The sequence below is a fragment of the Streptococcus sp. D2 genome (assembly GCF_006385825.1).
Taxonomy (GTDB): Bacteria; Bacillota; Bacilli; order Lactobacillales; family Streptococcaceae; genus Streptococcus; species Streptococcus shenyangsis.
In genome coordinates this window covers 50,946-69,904 of record NZ_VFSI01000008.1, presented here as the reverse complement: position 1 = coordinate 69,904, position 18,959 = coordinate 50,946, and the positions used below count along the sequence as shown (strand labels likewise).

Annotated in this window: 26 protein-coding genes and 1 riboswitch; of the genes, 5 read left to right on the top strand and 21 right to left on the bottom strand. The window is 36.9% G+C overall.

The window, feature by feature from the left end:
• Positions 1-147 precede the first annotated feature (147 nt).
• From FJR73_RS06290 to FJR73_RS06235, 12 genes are all read right to left on the bottom strand, one after another.
• On the bottom strand, positions 148-696 hold the full coding sequence (locus FJR73_RS06290) for a hypothetical protein (RefSeq protein WP_094752986.1): 549 nt from the start codon (positions 694-696) through the stop codon (positions 148-150).
• A 9-nt stretch (positions 697-705) separates the two neighbouring features.
• The gene (locus FJR73_RS06285) at positions 706-1,566 is read right to left on the bottom strand and encodes a phage major capsid protein (protein WP_094752985.1); all 861 of its coding nucleotides are present in this window, start codon (positions 1,564-1,566) and stop codon (positions 706-708) included.
• A gap of 48 nt (positions 1,567-1,614) precedes the next feature.
• Positions 1,615-1,845, bottom strand: a complete 231-nt coding sequence (locus FJR73_RS06280) for a hypothetical protein (RefSeq protein WP_004261935.1) — start codon at positions 1,843-1,845, stop codon at positions 1,615-1,617.
• An 89-nt stretch (positions 1,846-1,934) separates the two neighbouring features.
• Positions 1,935-2,096 carry a hypothetical protein gene (locus FJR73_RS10160; protein ID WP_162837499.1) on the bottom strand — a complete coding sequence of 54 codons (162 nt, stop codon included), beginning with the start codon at positions 2,094-2,096 and terminating at the stop codon, positions 1,935-1,937.
• Entirely contained in the window at positions 2,093-2,938 is an 846-nt protein-coding gene (locus tag FJR73_RS06275; RefSeq protein ID WP_094752984.1) for an ATP-binding protein, read from the bottom strand. The genes FJR73_RS10160 and FJR73_RS06275 overlap by 4 nt, the downstream gene beginning before the upstream one ends.
• Positions 2,939-2,949: 11 nt before the next feature.
• On the bottom strand, positions 2,950-3,810 hold the full coding sequence (locus tag FJR73_RS06270; protein ID WP_140833969.1) for a conserved phage C-terminal domain-containing protein: 861 nt from the start codon (positions 3,808-3,810) through the stop codon (positions 2,950-2,952).
• Complete coding sequence (locus tag FJR73_RS06265) at positions 3,797-4,069, bottom strand: hypothetical protein (protein WP_049490554.1); 273 nt, start codon at positions 4,067-4,069, stop codon at positions 3,797-3,799. Before FJR73_RS06265 ends, FJR73_RS06270 begins: the two co-directional genes overlap by 14 nt.
• A gap of 1 nt (position 4,070) precedes the next feature.
• Positions 4,071-4,280 carry a hypothetical protein gene (locus tag FJR73_RS06260; protein ID WP_140833967.1) on the bottom strand — a complete coding sequence of 70 codons (210 nt, stop codon included), beginning with the start codon at positions 4,278-4,280 and terminating at the stop codon, positions 4,071-4,073.
• The gene (locus FJR73_RS06255; RefSeq protein WP_049509650.1) at positions 4,273-4,482 is read right to left on the bottom strand and encodes a hypothetical protein; all 210 of its coding nucleotides are present in this window, start codon (positions 4,480-4,482) and stop codon (positions 4,273-4,275) included. Before FJR73_RS06255 ends, FJR73_RS06260 begins: the two co-directional genes overlap by 8 nt.
• A gap of 315 nt (positions 4,483-4,797) precedes the next feature.
• On the bottom strand, positions 4,798-5,058 hold the full coding sequence (locus tag FJR73_RS06245; protein ID WP_140833965.1) for a hypothetical protein: 261 nt from the start codon (positions 5,056-5,058) through the stop codon (positions 4,798-4,800).
• Between the two features lie 11 nt (positions 5,059-5,069).
• A complete protein-coding gene (locus tag FJR73_RS06240; protein WP_140833964.1) occupies positions 5,070-5,675 on the bottom strand; it encodes a Rha family transcriptional regulator in 606 nt (201 codons plus the stop codon).
• A 238-nt stretch (positions 5,676-5,913) separates the two neighbouring features.
• Positions 5,914-6,183, bottom strand: coding sequence for a hypothetical protein (locus FJR73_RS06235; protein ID WP_000884271.1), 270 nt, complete (start codon positions 6,181-6,183; stop codon positions 5,914-5,916).
• Between the two features lie 90 nt (positions 6,184-6,273).
• Here FJR73_RS06235 and FJR73_RS06230 point away from each other — a divergent pair, with 90 nt between their 5' ends.
• The 5 genes from FJR73_RS06230 to FJR73_RS06210 all read left to right on the top strand — a co-directional run bounded on the left by FJR73_RS06230 (position 6,274) and on the right by FJR73_RS06210 (position 10,363).
• Positions 6,274-6,819: a helix-turn-helix domain-containing protein gene (locus tag FJR73_RS06230; protein WP_140833962.1), complete on the top strand. Its 546-nt coding sequence runs from the start codon at positions 6,274-6,276 to the stop codon at positions 6,817-6,819.
• Between the two features lie 5 nt (positions 6,820-6,824).
• Entirely contained in the window at positions 6,825-7,094 is a 270-nt protein-coding gene (locus tag FJR73_RS06225) for a DUF4177 domain-containing protein (RefSeq protein ID WP_140833960.1), read from the top strand.
• Positions 7,095-7,140: 46 nt separating this feature from the next.
• Entirely contained in the window at positions 7,141-7,680 is a 540-nt protein-coding gene (locus tag FJR73_RS06220; protein WP_140833958.1) for a hypothetical protein, read from the top strand.
• Positions 7,681-8,041: 361 nt separating this feature from the next.
• Positions 8,042-9,016, top strand: coding sequence for an Abi family protein (locus tag FJR73_RS06215; RefSeq protein WP_140833956.1), 975 nt, complete (start codon positions 8,042-8,044; stop codon positions 9,014-9,016).
• Positions 9,017-9,196: 180 nt separating this feature from the next.
• Positions 9,197-10,363, top strand: coding sequence for a site-specific integrase (locus FJR73_RS06210; protein ID WP_140833954.1), 1,167 nt, complete (start codon positions 9,197-9,199; stop codon positions 10,361-10,363).
• 156 nt (positions 10,364-10,519) lie between these two features.
• Here the strand turns inward: FJR73_RS06210 and FJR73_RS06205 are convergent, their stop codons facing one another.
• The 9 genes from FJR73_RS06205 to FJR73_RS06165 form a co-directional block, all read right to left on the bottom strand.
• Entirely contained in the window at positions 10,520-11,248 is a 729-nt protein-coding gene (locus FJR73_RS06205; protein ID WP_140833952.1) for an ABC transporter ATP-binding protein, read from the bottom strand.
• Positions 11,248-12,255 (bottom strand): ABC transporter substrate-binding protein, encoded by a 1,008-nt coding sequence (locus FJR73_RS06200; RefSeq protein ID WP_140833951.1) that lies wholly within the window; start codon positions 12,253-12,255, stop codon positions 11,248-11,250. Before FJR73_RS06200 ends, FJR73_RS06205 begins: the two co-directional genes overlap by 1 nt.
• A 39-nt stretch (positions 12,256-12,294) precedes the next feature.
• Entirely contained in the window at positions 12,295-13,053 is a 759-nt protein-coding gene (locus FJR73_RS06195) for an ABC transporter permease (protein WP_181146614.1), read from the bottom strand.
• Positions 13,016-13,306 carry a thiamine-binding protein gene (locus tag FJR73_RS06190; protein ID WP_140833948.1) on the bottom strand — a complete coding sequence of 97 codons (291 nt, stop codon included), beginning with the start codon at positions 13,304-13,306 and terminating at the stop codon, positions 13,016-13,018. The genes FJR73_RS06195 and FJR73_RS06190 overlap by 38 nt, the downstream gene beginning before the upstream one ends.
• A gap of 68 nt (positions 13,307-13,374) precedes the next feature.
• Positions 13,375-13,477, bottom strand: a riboswitch (TPP riboswitch).
• Positions 13,478-13,554: 77 nt separating this feature from the next.
• Positions 13,555-14,670 (bottom strand): choline binding-anchored murein hydrolase CbpD, encoded by a 1,116-nt coding sequence (gene cbpD / locus FJR73_RS06185; RefSeq protein WP_049535495.1) that lies wholly within the window; start codon positions 14,668-14,670, stop codon positions 13,555-13,557.
• Between the two features lie 88 nt (positions 14,671-14,758).
• Positions 14,759-15,025, bottom strand: coding sequence for a Veg family protein (locus FJR73_RS06180; RefSeq protein ID WP_000128619.1), 267 nt, complete (start codon positions 15,023-15,025; stop codon positions 14,759-14,761).
• Entirely contained in the window at positions 15,022-16,380 is a 1,359-nt protein-coding gene (gene dnaB / locus FJR73_RS06175; protein ID WP_125451719.1) for a replicative DNA helicase, read from the bottom strand. Before dnaB ends, FJR73_RS06180 begins: the two co-directional genes overlap by 4 nt.
• A gap of 43 nt (positions 16,381-16,423) precedes the next feature.
• Positions 16,424-16,876 (bottom strand): 50S ribosomal protein L9, encoded by a 453-nt coding sequence (rplI, locus tag FJR73_RS06170; RefSeq protein ID WP_000864216.1) that lies wholly within the window; start codon positions 16,874-16,876, stop codon positions 16,424-16,426.
• Positions 16,873-18,846: a DHH family phosphoesterase gene (locus tag FJR73_RS06165; protein ID WP_140833947.1), complete on the bottom strand. Its 1,974-nt coding sequence runs from the start codon at positions 18,844-18,846 to the stop codon at positions 16,873-16,875. The genes rplI and FJR73_RS06165 overlap by 4 nt, the downstream gene beginning before the upstream one ends.
• Positions 18,847-18,959 lie beyond the last annotated feature (113 nt).

Sequence of the window (18,959 nt, the reverse complement as noted above, 5' to 3'; positions counted from 1 at the left end):
AACCCCTGATATACCTTGCTTTCAAGCTATTACTTCTTTTCAGTTTATGCTTACTTTGTTATGTGAAACTTAGTAAAGCATAAAAGTAGGACTAGCGATATTTCTTTTGTTTGAGCCATATATCACTAGCCTTACTTAATTTGTTCCCTATTTTTCTAAATACTCTTTAATGTCCCGATATTCCTTAGAAAAATTCATCCATCCGCTAGAATCAGGGGTTAAGAATGGTAGGACAGTAAGCGGACTTACTTCTGTTCGATACGGCGATAGAGAATGTCTCTGACTTATTTCTCTGACTACACCTGTATGAATTTCTTCTACATCCTTCTTCAGTTCTTGAATTTCATCATATGCGTCCAAAATTCGTCTAAGTTTCTTTCGGTATTGTTTATAGATCTTCTTAGTTTCCATCCGTTGCTTAGTTTCTTTAAAAATGTATTCAAAGATGACTGCATTAGCTTCTGAAAAATCACTATCAAATTTTTCCTGAAGGCCATTAATAGCTTTTTCCATCTTTCCCAGCTGCTCTAAAGATTCTAAGTTATTTGACAAAAAAGAATCTATGTTCTCAAATGAAACTGCTTGATTGCCTAACAGGCTTTTCCTTTTTTCGCTTAACTGTTCTCGTGCTGAATTAATCTTACTTTTTTTATTATCTAGATCATCCAGTGTTTCAAATACTTGATTAATATCCATTTCTTTCTCCTAGTTCCATTGAATAAAGTAACCACAATCTGCTTCAACTTTTTTTACATCAAATCGGGTATGTAAAATCAACCGTTTCCCAAAATAGTCATTCGCATTCACCCAACTAAGTGTATCTTTCTTGCGATCAAACAAAGTAACAAAATTTTCTAGATCTCCGATAAAGCCTTTTTTGTCACCTTTGTTCCCTAATGTCGTATCATCTACAATTAAAAAGTTATCTACAAAGAATGTTTCACTTGTCCCTGTCTCTTTATCAACTTTAAGAAGATAATTTCCTGAAGTGTCTTTCATTTTGTCTAAGACATTAAATAGTGATTGACTAATAACCATAGATACATTGCGCTCTGGATTGATTAAAGAAACAATAGATTTCAAGTCGTCCATACTTGTAGCAGTCTGCACTTTCGCAGTTTGGAGAATTTTCCCAATCTCTCTATTTCGTGTTCTACGTTTTAATTTAATAATCTTCTTACCAAGAAAATCCGTTAAATTATATTGGCCATCGTCTAATTGTTCCTGTGAAAAATCAAGTTTTCCACTGAATAATTTAACTAAGTAATCAACGCTGATAGTTTTCTTTTTATCTTCTTCTGTTCTATCAACCGAATTTTCGCTAACTTCTTGTAATGAATCATATTCAAAGTCAGTTACTTCATACTTCCCGCCACGGGTACAAGTCTCAATAACATTTACTAGATCAACCAGTTCTTTACGTTGATGTTCATCTTCATAACTATCAAGGATTGGTTTTTCAATGAGTACATGATTATTTTCTACGTTCATCCCTCTAGTGTTATAACCTGTACTTCGAATATAAGCTTCTAGATTTTCTTTTTGTTTAGCTAAGTTAGTTGTCATTTTTTGCTCCTTCATCTTTTAATATCTGATTTTTGTTTATAATTTTTTCTAAAATTCTTTGCTCTTAGCTTTTCTTTTATGACTCTCCGAGCCTTTAGAATCATTTTTTCTAGATTTTGATTTGTCTTGTTTGTTAGCATATTTTTCTAGTATTTCTTGTTTCCGTTGTTCTAAGCTATCATCTTCTTTTTTACACTGAGAAAAGATTTTCTGTCTTTTATCTGGATCCATAGAAAACTTATTGGCTACTACATACCCTAAAGAAGTATCTCCTGACATCTCCCTCACCCCCTTTCTATGCAAACAAAAAGGGACATACCACTAGCATTATATGCTTACGGTATGTCCCTGAGTTGTTCTCAATAGACTTATTTTTTAGTTTCTTTTTTGACTAGATGAGTAAATTTCCCATCTGAATAGAATAAAGTTATCTCTCCAAAACTTGGAACTTTTTCTATCTCTATTATACCACATTTTTCGTAGACAACAAAGCCTTTTTCTGTTGCAAATCGCATTTTATCATCATTCATTGAAATTCTCCCCTCACTGTGTTTATAGTGTATCTCTTGTCTTTGATCGTGAAAGCCTTGAAAGTGTTCCCTTCTAAACCTTTCAAAATCCTACTTGAGTTTCTAGCATTGTATACCGTCCGCAGTTCACTACTATCTAGGTTCGTGTTGAAAATCGTAGTTTCTCGATTATTGATAATATCAAACAAGAAATCCTGTTCCCAATCGCTCTTAGGGGTTACCGTCCCATTTTTTGCCCCCAGGTCATCAATGATTAGAAAATCAACATCAACAAGCTTTTTAACCGCCTCATACTCTGTTAAGTTTGCATTTCTTCCATAAGCCCAGCCTTCTTTTATCTGCTTGATAATCTCGGTTAAGCTGACAAACAAGACGCTCTTAGGCTCGTTCTTCTCTCTGAAGCTCTCATTGATTTCTTTGGCCAGGGCAAGAGATAAATGACTTTTTCCTATTCCTGTGCTACCGCTGATTAAAGTATTTCCCGTCATACCTGCAAGGTACTTCTGGGCTTGCCCCTTTACAAACTCTAACATCTGACTCTCCTCTGTCGTCTTAACAAAGAAATTATCAAACGTTGCCCCCTTCAACTCGTTAGGAATCGTACTATCACGCATTAAGACATCATAAGTTTTAAAGTAAGCTTGCCTGTCCTCGAACTGCTGTAATAAGTCTTGCTCTTTTTGTTTAATCTCTCCCTTTACACACTCTGGGCAAAATGCTTGTAGTTTTCTTTCTGAACTCCCTAACACTGGTACAGAAATTTCCCAATAATTTACCTGGTGAATATCGCAAACTGTATCTGATATTTTTCTGTTATTAAATTCTTTAAATTGTTCCTTCATCTTCGCAACTCCTAAAATGGTAGATCTGGGAAGTTATCTTCAGATTTCCCTCTTATTGTTTTAGGCTTTTGATTCAAATAACCGTCAAACTTAGATCCGAAAAGTGTTTCAGGTCTCAGATATTTAGAAAATTCAGGACTATCCTTCCATTCTGCCGTTTTAATATCTATCACCTGTTTAAAATCTTCAAGTGTATAGCCTTCTTTGAATCGTGCTAGTAAAAGCCTTTTAGTCTTGTCAACAAATTTATATCTCTTGTTAGCTACTTGATTCAGATAAGCAATAGGAACCCAAAGTTCTTTATGTTTTGTTTTCTCTAAATCTTTTATAGCTGTTTCTTCAAGCCAAGTAGGAAAAGTGAAGTCGGGATTTCCCGACAATATATTATCTAAATATAAATTATTACTCTTACTATTAACTCTATTCTCTTTCTCTATCTCTGTTGGACATGAGTTGGAAATAGTCTTTTTATTTTGGACATTCTCCAATTTTGGTAAATTTTGACTATTTTTTCTTTGGTCTCGCTTGTATTTTGCCCAATTTGTTTCACTCTCAACCATGGCTTTTGCTTGTGATAATGTAGCATGGCCATCATCGTCTATCTGAATCAGTCCACATTTTGTAAAATATGCAACTGTCATATTTATATCATCTTCAGAAACATCAAGTTTTAAAGCTAATTCCTGTACCAAGCTATCAAAATATCCTTCATAGTACAAAATACAATCATCTTCTAAACTTTCCAACATAAGACGGATATAAATAACTGTCATAGTGTAGCCACCAGGCATATTTTTAAGTCGTTTAATAAAAAGATTATCAAAAAACTTCTTGTCAACTTTTAACCAAAAATATATTTTAGTCTTTGCCATCATCTACCCCCAAAAACTTTAAAACGTCTGAGATTTTATAATACGCTTTTCTAGTATCTTCAATAGGCGGTATATACTGTGGTAGTCCCGCACCTTCCCATTTTATCAAGGTTTTATCTCCTATGCCCAGTTCTTCCTTTAGTTCCACCTTGCTGATCAAATCTAATCTTTTTTGAGGTACTTTCTCATGGCTTTTTAAATACCGTTCCACTGCTTCCAAAATCTTAGACTTTAAATCTTCAATCATTTTTTCAAACATCTTAGTACCCCCATGGCTTAACCGCTGCAAGCTGAATATATCGCCCATAATCAGGGTTTAAATCTTCGCTATATGTTTCTGTTATCTGTGTACTTTCTCGCTCAATTCGGGCGCTTTTTTGGCGGTCTAGGTGGTTTAGATAGATTAGTAAACCAATAGCTACCACAATAAAGATAACCGCCTGTATGTTGGTTAAATCTAACTCATTCATGTTTTATCCCCTTTCTATAGTCATTAGCCTGTTGAGTATGTTCTGAAATGAGTTGGTTCATAGCTTGGATTACTGTATTTAGTAAAGCTGATGATTGTTTACTGTCTTCCATACTAGCCATTTCTAAGACTAGTAGAGTATCAGTTAACTGACAACAAAGCCCCTCATAATCTACTAGAACATCATTTGTATTTACTGTCATATTATTTCCTTTTCTTTTGCCTTTTCTTATACAGGTTTCCACCCACTCCAAACGCTGGGCGATTGCCCCAAGTTGGCGAACGCTTGTAGCGGTGTTTCATGAGTAATTACCCATCTTTCAGCTAAACAAGGCCTTAGAATCACCCTGTCAGCGCTTGATTTCAAAACCTTTTCTAATTGCTTGCCTGCTCTTCGGTTTTTCGTTTGTATTTGATAAAATAGCTGTTTTCTGCTATAATCGGAGCATAGAAAAAATTTCTATATCCTTAATCTTGTCGCTTGCTCTCCTCGGTCAAAATTTGAGCAAGTGATTTTTTTATTTTCTTTTTGCATGATTACTACCTGACTTTGGTTTATAAAGCAAGTCTTTACTTTCGATAAGATCCAGAATCCAGCTGAATCCCTGCTCCACCGTTTCAAGAAATGCGCCCAGGTCTTCACTGTCCAAGTTCTCGTAGTTCATACAAAGATATTCGGCTAGTTGTCTGTCTTTCTCAACTAGCTTTTTAAAATCCTTGGGATACTTAGGAATTTCTAATCCCTTGGCATTTGTAACTGTCTTAAAATCATTTTCCATTTTCTATACTCCTATACTTTAAAAATTAATTCCTTAATTTCTGAATATCCCCTATTCAAATTAATCATAGCTATTGCCATATCTTCCAAACGTTGATAGTTTGTCAGTTCTGCACTTGTCAAGCCATCAATGCCGTTCTTACTTTCTCGCTCCTTCATGAGTTGCGCTTTATTCTTCCCTGTCGCTCCCTTTAGCAGTAAGTTTGTAAGGGTACTATAGGCATGCTTGGGGGCTTTCTCCCATGTTTGAATAGCTTCGGTTAAGGTCTTGCGCTTTGGCTTTTCCAGTTCCCTTTGAAGATAGCGTTTAGAAAGTTCATCACGCATTTCAAAGAATGCTTTGACTAGGTTCATTTTGAATTGCCGTACTGGTTCGGTATTCTTTAGATAAGTGATCAGCAAGGTTGCCTGTTGCTCATTCAGAAGATAGATTTTTTTCGGTTGCCCTCTCTTATCTAATTTATGGATTTTAAATCCAAGTATTCCCAACGCTTCAAAATCAGCTTTATTGTCTCTGACTAAGCGTGTAATAGTATGGTGCTGTACTTCAGCACATTCAGCGATAATCTCGCTCGTAGTATACGGCTCTTTCTTGCCGTCCATGTAAACCAGTTCCATTGGTTCACTCCTTTCTTCTTTTGTCAGTGCTTGCCACCTAAAACAGTACCAAGGTAAAGCATTAAGGTAGGGTAAAATCGGAGAATATGAACCCCTACAAACCCTTGATACTGCTATAGGTAGCAAGCAAATTACACTAGCGAATATTTAGCTAGATCTGTTTATCAATCCCCAGTGGTAAAGCACCACATGAGAAATCTGTAAATGTAGAGTAGTATTGCGATTAGTTCGCTCCTTTCTAATAGTCTTTGGCAAGCCATTCCATAACACTAGCATATATTCTTTTGGGCGCTTTATAATCTCCCTTCAAAATTTTAGGAACTGTTCTAGACGCTACACCAATTTCTAGAGCTAGTTCATAATTTTTTAGTTGCAAATCAGCTTTTTTCCTTCTTAATGCTTTCGCCTGTTCTTGTGTGATAAGCATTTTTCTTTCTCCTTTCCCTTTTTTTATTCTCATTTCAAGAACAAATTGATTATATAATCTTATTTTGAGAATGTCAAGCATTTTTGTTCTTTTTTTGAGAATTTTTTGTAGATAATATTTTTTTACTATGATATAATCAATTCAAAAAGTACTTGAATTAGGTGGTATCACATGAAAATTAAACTTAAAGAACTGAGGGAGAAAGAAAAAATATCTTTAAATAAACTCAAAAACATTTTGAAAGAAGAATACGATATAACAGTATCCGATAGTCAACTAATGTACTACGAAAATGAAATTAGAAAACCTAGAGATGAAAATATATGGTCAGCTTTAGCTGATCACTTCGGAGTAAGTGTCGCTTACTTATTAGGGCACGAAGATGAACAAAATATTTTAAAAATAATCCAAAGTAACGAATTTAAAAAATTACTTAATGATATAGATATTGAAAAAATAAATGAACTTAGTTCAGCATACAAAAACGTTGAAGAACATATAAATAATCCTGTAAAGTATAACAATTTTGGAAAAGGATTGCTTAATCATAGCCAATCGTATATGTTTACAATTGAAGAACTAATAAATGCTGATAAAGAGAACAATACAAATTTTGCAGATATTTTAATCAACTATATTTCTTTAAATGACTATGATAAAAAAATAGCTTTTGATTTAGTTCAAAAACTATCTGATAGAGACGACGAAAAGGAGTAACCCCCATGGGATTTTTTGATACTGTAAAACAAAAAGGTAGTTTTTCTACCGCTTCTGGAGTAAATGGACTACACTACGTTGTCCTTCAGGTAACTTTGAAAGAAAAGTTTTTCGGCACTGGATCAGGAAACCTTACAGAATTAGAAGATGTTATCAATAAACAAGCTTCTAAAGGTTATCGCCTGCATACCATCACAACCGCCAATGGTGGAAGCAAAGGACTAGGCGGTGGAGACCGTATTCAAGCCACAATGGTATTTGAGAAAATTCTATAATCCCCCATCTTTTATCAGAAAAACATCAGCATATAGGAGACTACTTATGAAAAAATTACTAAGCACATCAGCTGTTTTACTTTCTGCTACTGTCCTAGTGGCTTGCTCTAACAATCAATCAACTACTAAAGATAGCTCGGAGCAACCAAAAACGGAGCAAAAAAACACTACTTCAACAAACGTTAAAACCAAAGTAGATAACAGTAAATACGACAATCTAATTTCTGAAATCAAATCAAAATTAGATCCTGAATCAACTGGAGCAATAAGCGTTAAAATTCAAAATAACGTAATCGATTCAGATTCATCCGAACCGCATGATACAATCATGATTTTGCTAACTGGAACGGCTAAAGATAGCGCAAAAGAGACTATGGACGCAATCAATTCAAATTCTGCTACAACTAATCAGCAAAATGCAATTACCGTATTTCGGATGTCTATATCTGAGTTTGCTAAAAAATTACCAGACGACAATACTACTCTTTCCCTTGGATATGAAAAATCCGCTGATCAATACGACTTAATCGCAAAATCTTCAAAACAAAAAGATTTTATCCCTGTTGGAGAAATCATCGTACAATAAAAAATCCCCCATATTCGCCAATAGAACCCCTATTTCTAAGGTCTATTGTGCAAAAACAGGGGAAATTGAAGAATAGAAAGCCGATTTTACAGACTAAAGTGCAAAAAACGGCAAAATTGACAAATAGAAAAAGACAAGCCTGCTACCGCTAACTTGTCTGACAATGCAATAAAAGCAATGTTCCCAGCGTTGAGTTTTTTCGATACTCAAAAATTTTTAAAAAACAAACTAAAAATATTGACAAAAACTAAAAATTACAGTATTATTAGGCAATGAGAAGAGTTTCTGCTCCCAAGGGAACAGAGTACGCGAAACACCGCCTAGTGCTACTAGGTGGTGTTTTTGTATACAAGGAATATATATGAAACCATTTCAAACATTAGATGAACAAATAAAACTTCTCCAATCTAGAGGTTTAGAAATAGATAACATAGAAGAATGCAAAAGATACCTTCTAACTAACAACTATTACAACGTCGTCAACGGATATAGTAAGTTTTTTCAAACATCAAAAGATAAATTTATAGCTGGTGCAGACTTTAGAGAAATAGCTGCAACACACTTTTACGATAAAGAAATTAAATCAGCTTTTTTAAAAGCAATTATAGATGCAGAAAAACACTTTAAATCCGTACTGGCATATCGTTTTTCAGAATCATATCCAAAGCCATACTCTTATCTAGATATTAATAATTTTGAAACACAAAAAGATGCAAAAAGGCTCGCACAAATTACAAATTTAATCAGTATATTAGCTAGAATACTCAATGAGTATAACAGGGATAAACAAAACAATTCTATAAAACACCACTATAAACAACATGGCGTTGTTCCTTTCTGGGTTATCATCAATGAACTTACACTAGGGCAAGCATTTAACTTTTATAGAAATCTAAACACTGATATAAAAAATCAAATAGCTAGAGATTTATCACCATTCTTACAAGAAAATATTGAATACATCCAAAATAGACCTAGTAAAGACCTTTTAAGCGGAAAGGCTTTAGAAAGTATTATTAAAAATATACTAGAAATTAGAAATATCACTGCTCATAATAATAAACTTTTCAATTATAAATGTCGGGAGAATCTTCCACAACTAGCTTATTTTCACTATTACAATAATAATGCTAATACGTCAAGACAATCTGTATATTATGTTTTTCTTGCCTTGCAATGCCTACTTGCGTCCACACAATACGCTCAATTACATAACACTATTATAAAAAGAACCAAAGCTCTAAATAAAAAAGCGCACTCCATTGAAGCCGGCATTGTATTGGATACACTTGGATTTCCGAATAATTGGTATAATATCACCGACACATTAAGATAGAACTACTTGCAATATATGGGCCTTTTCAAACCCCATATCCGCCTTGTTTCCTATTCTGCTACAATTTACCGTCTGACTGCTTAAAATCGAAAATAGGGGCATTCTCGTAGCTCCTCGCATGGTATAAACTCAAAACCTTTTCTAATTGCTTGCCTGCTGATGGAAAAAGGAGTTAAAACCATGAAAATTACACAACACACGAAAAAAGACGGATCAGCAGTCTACCGCTCTAGTATCTATCTTGGCATTGATTCTGTAACTGGTAAGAAGGTCAAGACTACCATATCAGCACGAACAAAAAAAGAACTCAGAAATAAGGCCATTCAGGCCAAGGTAGAATTTGAGAAAAACGGCTCTACACGGAAACAACGCTCACATATAACAACCTATAGCGAACTTGTGGACTTATTCTGGCAAACCTACCAGCATACCATAAAGACTAATACGCAGATAAAGATAAAAGGTTGCTTAAATAATTACCTCTTGCCCTCATTTGGTACTTACAAACTAGATAAACTTACACCTGTCATTATCCAAACTCAGGTAAATAAATGGGCGGATGAGTACAATCAGGACGGAACGGGATATAAAGAATACAATCACCTTCATGCCTTAAATAAACGTATACTACAGTATGGAGTTTCTATCCAGACATTAAACAATAACCCTGCTCGTGACGTTGTCATTCCTAGAAAGATAACAAGAGATAAACAAGAAATTAAATACTTTCAAGATCAGGAACTTAAAAACTTCCTCTCCTATCTCGATAACCTGGAGAATACCTTTGTCAATTTCTATGATACTGTGCTTTATAAAACGCTCCTAGCTACTGGACTGCGCATCCGTGAATGTCTGGCCCTAGAATGGTCTGATATTGACCTGCAGAACGGAACAATCGATATTAACAAAACACTCAACATTTTAAACCAGGTAAACACTCCTAAGACAAAATCAAGCTATAGAGTTCTAGATATCGATCATAAAACAGTACTCATGCTTCGTCTCTACCGAGCAAGACAAGCAGAAAACGGTAGAAACATTGGCTTAACCTATGAGAAAGTATTCTCTGATAGCTTTGACAACTATGTCAATACTCGAAAGGTTGATTATCGCCTACATAAGCACTTAAAAAACGCTAACTGTACTGATTTAGGCTTTCACGCTTTCCGACATACTCACGCTAGTATCTTGCTTAATGCCGGACTACCATACAAGGAAATACAGACACGGCTTGGCCATGCAAAAATATCTGTAACTATGGACACTTACAGCCATTTATCAAAAGAGAACCAAAAAAGAGCAGTCTCATTCTTTGAAACTGCCCTCGAAAAAATAAAAAGTTCTTAAAAAAGTCCACAAAATTAAAAAAGCGATACATAAAACCCTTATGTATCAACGATTATAGAATGATTTCGGTATAATTGACTATTATACCGAAATTTTCTCATTTTTAAAAGAAAAAGGGCGCTGGTAAAGGATAATCTTCACCAACTCCCTATTTTTCTACTTATCTAAGCCTAATTCTACCAAGATTTGACGTTTGTAGGCAATCTTTTGAACTTCTTTGTCCTCATCTTCAGACCAGTCTAGTTTAATTTCTGAAACAATCTGCCCAGGGCGATTTTTCAAGATATAGATGCGGTCACTGAGATTGAGAGCCTCCTCGATACTGTGAGTAATAATCAAGGTTGTTAGCTGCAACTGCTTGTGAATTTCAAGGTACCAAGCGTGGAGTTCCATCTTGGTCATCTCATCCAAGGCGCTAAATGCCTCATCTAAGAGAAAGAGCTTGTGCCCAAAAAGGTAGGTCCGGAGTAAGGCTACACGCTGGCGCATCCCCCCACTAAGTTCATGAGGATACTTGTCCCGTACCGCCGTTAACTGGAAGGTAGCAAGAATTTCATCCGCACGGGCAATGGCTTCCGCCTTATCCACTTTTTGAATCAAGAGGGGCAGGATGATATTACCAAGCACCGTCTTGTGCTCCAAGAGTAGATCCTTTTGCAACATATAACTCACGCGCCCCTGGGGATTTTCTTCACCATCAAGGACAATTCTCCCTGACTGAACTTCTAAAATCCCAGCGATTAGATTAAAGAGGGTGGTCTTTCCTACACCACTTGGGCCTAGGATAGAAACCACTTCACCTGAAGTCACCTGCAGGTTGATGTCTTCTAAAATCCTCTCCTGACCATAGGCATAACTGACGTGTTCTAGTCTAATTTCTGTCATTATTTCACAAATTCATTAGTGAAGCCTTTGTCTGTCAAATCTTCTTTAAGGATACCATTTTCTTTATCCCATTTGTAGAAGGCATTCCAGCGAGTTGCATCAAATTGACCCCATTTTTCCTTGTCGCTTGCGTATTCTTTTGACAAGTATTTTTGAGATTCGATGACAAAATCACGTTTTTCTTTGAGCTCAGGTGCATTCTTGATGAGGATATCTGCCGCTTCCTCTGGATGCTCCATAGCATATTGGTAACCTTTTTTGATAGCTTGGATGACTTTGCGAGCTTCTTCTTTGTTGTCTTTCAAATAGTCGTTGTTTGCGATGATAACTGGTGAGTAGTAATCAAATTCCTTGACGTAGTCTTTCAAATACATGAAGTTAGCCTCTACACCTTGAGATTTTGCAAGGATACCATCCCATCCGTAGTAGATCCATGCAGTATCAAATACTCCATTGGCAATCGGTGTGATTGAGTTTGAGTCGTTATTTGGTACTTTTTCAACCTTCTCAAAGTCTCCACCTTGAGATTCTACCAAGGTTTTCAACATAGCAAGTTCAGTTGGGTCATTCCAAGTTCCGTATTTCTTACCAACCAAGTCCTTTGGACTACTTACATTGTCAGATTTACGAGAGATGATTCCTGATGTATTGTGCTCAACAATAGCTGCAACGGCAGTGATTCCTGCCCCTTTTTCTAACTTCTTAGCCATGTAGTCTTGGAAATACACTGCAAATGGTGCCTTACCGTTAATAACCAAGTCAGAAGAACTTTCTTCTGGCGGCAATTTCAAATCAACATCCACTCCAGCTTCTTTGAAATAACCTTTTTCCTTAGCCACATAAAGCCCTGTGTGGTTGGTATTTGGTGTCCAGTCTAGGATAAAGTCAATCTTCTTGAGTTCTGCCTCTTTGTTGTTCTTAGAAGCAGTTCCTTGACCACAGGCTACAAGCACAACAGCTACAAGAGCTGTTACTAGCGTTAAAAACACTTTCCATGTTTTCTTCATTTTGATTTCCTCTTTTCTTTTTCAGAAACATCCTTCTTCTTATGAACGTTTCCATTTAATAACATATTTTTCACTAATATCGACCAATTTCATACCAAGAAGGCTGATAATCGATACCAGAATAATAATAGCAAACATGGTATCATACTGAAACAGTTTCTTGGACTGAATCATGTAGACACCTAGTCCTTCAAAGCCTCCCAACCACTCAGATACCACTGTTGTGATAAAGGCGTAGGAGACACTGACCCTCAGACCTGCATAAAAGTAAGGCAGGCTGACTGGAATTTTAAAATGCCACAGGATTTGCCAAGGCTTGGCCCGCATCAGACTAAACAAGGTCAGCATATCCTTGTCACAATGCCTAAAACCGTCCAAAATGCTGACGATAATAGGAAAGGTTGTCGTCAAGATAATCAAGACAATCTTGGGCAAAATCCCATAACCTAGCCACAAGACCAAGATAGGAGCTATGGCAATGGTCGGAATGGTCTGAACGACCACCATCATGGGGTAAATCAAATCATTGAGCCAAGTCAAACTGTCCATGAGTACAGCCATGAGACAGGCAATCAAGACTCCTAGAACCAACCCCAATAAAGCCACTCTCAAGGTGGCCCAGCTATGGTGCCAGAGAAATTCTCTGTCACGAACAAATGACAGGAAAATTTCAAGAGGTGTCGGTAGAATAAACTTGGGGAGAAGTTTAAGCAAACCTGCTAACTGCCAGATTGACAAGACTCCTAGAAAACCCAATAGACTAATGTGTCGTCTCAGTATACTTTTCAAGTTTCTCATCAATACTTAAAATCTCTCCTACGTTTATTTTGACATTGGCAAAGACATTATCTGCCTCCTGCCCTGCCACTTCTAGCGCTTCTTTGAGAATGCGCATAAGCTCATCAAATTCCCCTTCCAAGACCGTTTCAAATGGTGTCACCACCATGGTCACTTCTTGACCTTGCAGATAGGCAATGACCTGATCGATTACGTAAATCCGATCAATCCCCTGTGCTAGGGGTAAAACTTGCAAGGCGATGCTTGCTTTCATAAAAACCTCCTCTTCTCGTTTTCCTTTGACAAAAAGAAAAACCTTTACCATATATGGAAAAGGTCAAGAATAGACTAAGTATCGTTCCCTACGCTGGCATTACCCAGATCAGGTGCGGTCGAAGTTTAACACTTCCTCTCAGACTGTACACAGACTCCCATATATTATATGGACATATGATAGCGCAAAATAAAAAAAATGTCAAGGAAACTGCTTACAGAAAAAGTAGGAAAAATTTCCTACTTTTTCTATACTCTCACACCATCACTATTTACTCTGTAGCCATCCACTGTTGTATTAACAGCTAAGGCCCCTGAAGAGTAAGAATAATACCACTTACCAGAGACTTGATACCATCCTGTTTTCATTGCCCCTGAACTATCTAGATAATACCACACCCCATTTTCCTTTAACCATCCTGTCTGCATTTCACCAGATGATTTCAAATAATACCAGCTAGAACCATCCTTCAACCAGCCTGTTGATTTAGACCCATTTGATTTGAAATGATACCAACTACCATTTATTTTCTTCCAACCGACAGTCAGAACATCGTTGGAACTATCTTCTGGTTGATTCTGCGATGAAGAAACCTCCTCTAACTGGATATAGCGACGACTTCCACTATAAGATATATAACTCAACCACTTGTACCCATCTTTTTCAAGTACCTGATCATAATGAACACTCTCACCTGGAGAATAATAGGCAAGTGAGGCTGCACTAGCTAAAGGTTGATTTTTAATAGCTGCCTTATTCTTAAAATAATGAGTTCCTCCTGTCGAAGACGAAGGTTGACTATTGAATACTTTGCTACTACTTACTACATTACCTCCCTCCAAATCTTTAAAATGAATAAATCCTGTCATCGTATTCGCTTTTATAGTTCGTTTATTATAGGATCCTGTATAACCATAGTTGTATTCCTCAATTTCTATATTATCCCCCATTACATTTGAAACCCAGGCAACATGACCATATCCTCCTGCAGTAGACCAAGCAATAGATCCAATAGCTGGTGTATTATCTACACGATATCCTTCACGACGAGCACGATAACCCCATTCATTCGCATTTCCATAAGCTCCTGTAATCTCAAAACCGTTGACACTACTCAAGCGAAAGGCTGCAAATGAAGTACACTGACGAGAGTACATGCGCCACTTATCAATCTCCTGACTCCCATTTTTATAATAAGCAGGATAATCATCCCCACGCGCAATCGATCCATTTCCTCCAGAATAGGCATATACACTATCACTCGCTGCTAGCATCAATCCTACTACTAAAAAAGGAACAACCTTTTTAGCTGATTTTCTAAAAGAAAATCCTGTCTCTGTTACTTTGAATGGTAAAACTTTCATTCTTCCTCCTTGAAAAATAATATAAATTGAAGATTACCTTCACTTAAATTATTCGGAGAAAAAAGAAAAAGTGAGAAAATTTCTCACTTTAATCAAGATAATGAATCAAATTCTTTTCCGTAAGGATATCTGAGTAAGTAAAGGATTCAACGTAAACATTAGCTTGTTTATCTCCTTCAACATTTCCAAATTCCACAATAAATAGGGATGGATAAACTTCAATTAACTTACCCAATCTATTTTTTTGGCGCTTACGCCCATTTTCCAAAGTCATTTCAATTACATGACCCTCATGCGCCTTGATTTCCTCTTTAATTTTTTTCATCTTAGCTACATCTGTAAATGCATCTGTCATCTTATTTCCTCCCTTTTTGAAATACTTGAAAATTTATTGTATTCTTTTTGGAAAATTAATTCCACTGTTCCACGAGCTCCACTACGGTTTTTCTCGATAATAACTTCTACCTTATTGTTTGGTATGCCTTCCTCTTCTTCACCACCACGCTCATAGTAGTCGTCGCGATAAAGAAAGGCTACGATATCAGCGTCCTGCTCAATAGACCCAGATTCACGAATATCAGACAAGACTGGTCTCTTATCCTGACGTTGTTCTACACCACGAGAAAGCTGACTTAGAGCGATCACTGGAACTTTCAGTTCTTTTGCTAGGATTTTCAACTGACGTGAAATTTCTGAAACTTCTTGTTGACGATTTTCTCGGCCTGTACCTGTAATCAATTGCAAGTAATCTATCAAAATCAAACCAAGATTGCCCGTTTCTTGAGCAAGTTTACGTGAGCGAGAACGAATTTCCGTAATCCGAATCCCTGGCGTATCATCAATATAGATACTTGCATTAGCTAGATTACCCTGAGCAATGGTATATTTTTGCCACTCCTCATCAGTCAATTGCCCTGTACGGATAGAATGGGATTCCACCAAACCTTCTGCCGCCAACATACGATCCACTAGACTTTCCGCACCCATTTCCAGTGAGAAAATAGCTACCGTCTTGTCCAACTTAGTCCCAATATTCTGAGCAATATTCAAGGCAAAGGCTGTCTTACCAACCGCCGGACGAGCTGCTAAGATAATCAACTCCTCCTCATGAAGACCAGTCGTCATATGATCTAAATCACGATAGCCTGTCGCAATACCTGTAATATCAGTCGTTTGTTGAGAGCGAACCTCCAGATTTCCAAAGTTGACATTCAACACATCTCGAATGTTCTTAAATCCACTTCGATTAGCATTTTCACTGACATCAATCAGTCCTTTTTCTGCCTGAGCAATGATTTCATCAGCTGGTTGTGAAGCCTCGTAAGCTTGATTGACAGACTCTGTCAACTTGGCGATTAATCGCCGTAACATAGCCTTTTCTGCAACGATTTTAGCATAATACTCCGCATTAGCAGAAGTTGGCACAGAATTGACAATCTCAACCAGGTAAGACAAGCCACCAATATTCTGCAAATCGCCTTGATTATCAAGAATGGTACGAACCGTTGTTGCATCTATGGCATCGCCACGATCGGATAAATCGACCATAGCTTGGAAAATCAAACGATGGGCATACTTAAAAAAGTCTCGAGACTCAATATATTCTCGCACAAAAACAAGCTTACTCTCATCAATAAAGATAGCCCCTAAAACGGATTGTTCAGCTAAGATATCTTGAGGTTGTACTCGTAACTCTTCTACTTCTGCCATCAGATTTCCCTTCCTTTTACAATCTTGTCAAGAAGGTGTAAACTTATCCTTCTTTCACACGAAGATTGATTACACTTGTGATATCTTGATAGATTTTCACTGGCACATCAATCAAACCAACCGCTCGAATCGGAGCTTGTACTTGAATATAACGTTTATCAATCTTAATTCCAAATTGCTTTTGCAATTCTTCTGCAATTTTCTTATTGGTAATAGAGCCAAAGGTACGACCATCTGGACCAACTTTTTCAACAAATTCTACAACAGTTTCTTCAGCTTCAAGTTGGGCTTTAATTGCTTTTGCTTCTGCAATCATCTCAGCGTGAGCTTTTTCTTCAGATTTTTGTTTACCACGAAGTTCACCTACAGCTTGGGCAGTCGCTTCTTTGGCTAGATTCTTTTTGATAAGAAAGTTTTGCGCATACCCTGTTGGTACTTCCTTAATTTCGCCTTTTTTACCTTTTCCTTTAACATCTGCTAAAAAGATTACCTTCATTCTTCTTTCTCCTTTTCCTTTATTTCATTTAATACAATTTCTGTCAGTTTTTCACCTACTTCTGACAAGGTTAAATCTTTAATTTGAGCTGCTGCCAAATTAAAGTGGCCTCCACCGCCTAACTCTTCCATAATCCGTTGTACATTCAGTTTACTACGACTTCGAGCTGAGATAGAGATAAATCCTTGTGTATTTTTCGCAAGAACAAAACTCGCTTCAATACCTGACATAGCTAACATGGCATCTGCTGCCTTACTAATAACAACTGTACCATAGCATTTCGAGTCCGTAGCCTCTGCTAGCAATACATCGGAACCTAATTTACGCCCCTGTAAAATCAGTTCATTGACCTCACGATATTCTTCAAAATCTGTCGCAGCGATTTCTTGGATAGCAATACTATCACTTCCGCGCGTTCTGAGATAGCTAGCAACATCAAATGTCCGACTAGTCACTCGTGAGGTGAAATTTTTAGTATCCAGCATCATACCAGCCATCAAGACGCTTGCTTGCATACGACTCAAACGATTTTTCTTAGAATTCTGGAACTGAATCAATTCCGTTACCAACTCACTGGCACTACTTGCACCACTTTCGATATAAGTGATAACTGCATTGTCTGGGAAATCCTGATCCCGTCTGTGGTGGTCAATAACAATAGTTTGAGTAAACAAATCATAAAATTCTTTTGATAATGTTAAGGCTGTCTTTGAATGGTCTACAAGAATCAACAAAGAACGATTGGTCACCATCTCCATTGCATCCTTAACAGACAACAACTTCGTAACTCCTTCTTTTTCTAAGAATGTAACAGCTCGTTCAATATCCGGAGACATTTGTTCTTCGTCATAAAGAGCATAACTATTTTCAATCACATTACTAGCAAATAACTGCATACCTACAGCAGAACCCAAAGCATCCATATCTAGATTTTTGTGACCAACTACAAAAACTTGATCCACACTCCGAATCTTATCTGAAATAGCCGTCATCATAGCTCGCGTACGAGTCCGTGTACGTTTGATTGAAGCAGCAGACCCACCACCAAAATAAACTGGATTTTTCGTTTCGTTGTTTTCCTTGACAACCACCTGGTCGCCACCACGCACCTCAGCCAAGTTCAAGTTGAGCAAAGCAACTTTCCCTATCTCATCATGATTTCCATCACCATAAGAAAATCCCATACTTAAGGTCAAAGGCAACTGTCTCTGTTTCGACTCTTCTCTGAAAGCATCAATAACAGAAAATTTATCATTCATCAATCCCTCAAGTACAGTATAGTCAGTAAATAGATAAAAACGGTCCATACTTACTCGACGGGAGAACATAGAATCTTTCCCAGCAAATTCTGAAACAAAATTGGCTACAAAACTGTTAATATGACTGATATCAGACTCTGATGTTTTATCTTCTAAGTCATCGTAGTTGTCAATAGAAACGATCCCAATCACAGGTCGACTCGTTACTAACTCAACAGTTGCTTCGTATTCTCCAGACACATCAAAGAAATAAAGAACCCCAGATACCTTATCCATATGAACCGAATAGCGGGTCTCACCCAAGGTAGCATAAGAACCGGGATTCCCCACAGAAGCCTTTATAATTGTTTGAATTAATGCCACATCAATCTCGCCCACTTCATTAGTCAAGATCAATTCAGCATAAGGATTAAACCATTCAATGTCACCTGAAGACAAGTCTAATTTAATGACTCCGACAGGCATCTGTTCTAACAAGGTCGTCAAACTTTCTTCAGCTTGGTGGTTTACATACTGAATTTGTTCTACTTCACTCCTTGAGTAGTACTCTCTTTGATGAATGAATAATAAAATATATGAACCCAAAATAAGTAGCAAAAGAAATAGCGTTACCAGTGTATTCGTTACAAAAACAAGTTGCACAGATAGCACTCCGAACGCCACTATTCCTAATATTAAAGGGAAAATAGGACTTACATAAAATTTTTTCATTCCAAACCTCTTGGCACCCATTATACCATAATAACCACCAAAAAGCGACTTTTTAAAAGTGTAATCAGTAATTCCATCCATTGTAAGAAAAAGGAGGTTTACAAATCAGTAAA

Excerpts from the sequence above, each read along its gene's own strand:
- FJR73_RS06235 (WP_000884271.1), bottom strand. The coding sequence starts at position 6,183 with ATGCTTGACATTCTCAAAATAAGATTATATAATCAATTTGTTCTTGAA.
- FJR73_RS06280 (WP_004261935.1), bottom strand. The coding sequence starts at position 1,845 with ATGTCAGGAGATACTTCTTTAGGGTATGTAGTAGCCAATAAGTTTTCT.
- FJR73_RS06215 (WP_140833956.1), top strand. The coding sequence starts at position 8,042 with ATGAAACCATTTCAAACATTAGATGAACAAATAAAACTTCTCCAATCT.
- FJR73_RS06205 (WP_140833952.1), bottom strand. The coding sequence starts at position 11,248 with ATGACAGAAATTAGACTAGAACACGTCAGTTATGCCTATGGTCAGGAG.
- rplI (WP_000864216.1), bottom strand. The coding sequence starts at position 16,876 with ATGAAGGTAATCTTTTTAGCAGATGTTAAAGGAAAAGGTAAAAAAGGC.
- FJR73_RS06290 (WP_094752986.1), bottom strand. The coding sequence starts at position 696 with ATGGATATTAATCAAGTATTTGAAACACTGGATGATCTAGATAATAAA.
- FJR73_RS06195 (WP_181146614.1), bottom strand. The coding sequence starts at position 13,053 with ATGAGAAACTTGAAAAGTATACTGAGACGACACATTAGTCTATTGGGT.
- FJR73_RS06270 (WP_140833969.1), bottom strand. The coding sequence starts at position 3,810 with ATGGCAAAGACTAAAATATATTTTTGGTTAAAAGTTGACAAGAAGTTT.
- FJR73_RS06220 (WP_140833958.1), top strand. The coding sequence starts at position 7,141 with ATGAAAAAATTACTAAGCACATCAGCTGTTTTACTTTCTGCTACTGTC.
- FJR73_RS06200 (WP_140833951.1), bottom strand. The coding sequence starts at position 12,255 with ATGAAGAAAACATGGAAAGTGTTTTTAACGCTAGTAACAGCTCTTGTA.
- FJR73_RS06240 (WP_140833964.1), bottom strand. The coding sequence starts at position 5,675 with ATGGAACTGGTTTACATGGACGGCAAGAAAGAGCCGTATACTACGAGC.
- FJR73_RS06165 (WP_140833947.1), bottom strand. The coding sequence starts at position 18,846 with ATGAAAAAATTTTATGTAAGTCCTATTTTCCCTTTAATATTAGGAATA.
- FJR73_RS06275 (WP_094752984.1), bottom strand. The coding sequence starts at position 2,938 with ATGAAGGAACAATTTAAAGAATTTAATAACAGAAAAATATCAGATACA.
- dnaB (WP_125451719.1), bottom strand. The coding sequence starts at position 16,380 with ATGGCAGAAGTAGAAGAGTTACGAGTACAACCTCAAGATATCTTAGCT.
- FJR73_RS06230 (WP_140833962.1), top strand. The coding sequence starts at position 6,274 with ATGAAAATTAAACTTAAAGAACTGAGGGAGAAAGAAAAAATATCTTTA.
- FJR73_RS06245 (WP_140833965.1), bottom strand. The coding sequence starts at position 5,058 with ATGGAAAATGATTTTAAGACAGTTACAAATGCCAAGGGATTAGAAATT.
- FJR73_RS10160 (WP_162837499.1), bottom strand. The coding sequence starts at position 2,096 with ATGAATGATGATAAAATGCGATTTGCAACAGAAAAAGGCTTTGTTGTC.
- cbpD (WP_049535495.1), bottom strand. The coding sequence starts at position 14,670 with ATGAAAGTTTTACCATTCAAAGTAACAGAGACAGGATTTTCTTTTAGA.
- FJR73_RS06190 (WP_140833948.1), bottom strand. The coding sequence starts at position 13,306 with ATGAAAGCAAGCATCGCCTTGCAAGTTTTACCCCTAGCACAGGGGATT.
- FJR73_RS06265 (WP_049490554.1), bottom strand. The coding sequence starts at position 4,069 with ATGTTTGAAAAAATGATTGAAGATTTAAAGTCTAAGATTTTGGAAGCA.
- FJR73_RS06180 (WP_000128619.1), bottom strand. The coding sequence starts at position 15,025 with ATGACAGATGCATTTACAGATGTAGCTAAGATGAAAAAAATTAAAGAG.
- FJR73_RS06225 (WP_140833960.1), top strand. The coding sequence starts at position 6,825 with ATGGGATTTTTTGATACTGTAAAACAAAAAGGTAGTTTTTCTACCGCT.
- FJR73_RS06285 (WP_094752985.1), bottom strand. The coding sequence starts at position 1,566 with ATGACAACTAACTTAGCTAAACAAAAAGAAAATCTAGAAGCTTATATT.
- FJR73_RS06260 (WP_140833967.1), bottom strand. The coding sequence starts at position 4,280 with ATGAATGAGTTAGATTTAACCAACATACAGGCGGTTATCTTTATTGTG.
- FJR73_RS06255 (WP_049509650.1), bottom strand. The coding sequence starts at position 4,482 with ATGACAGTAAATACAAATGATGTTCTAGTAGATTATGAGGGGCTTTGT.
- FJR73_RS06210 (WP_140833954.1), top strand. The coding sequence starts at position 9,197 with ATGAAAATTACACAACACACGAAAAAAGACGGATCAGCAGTCTACCGC.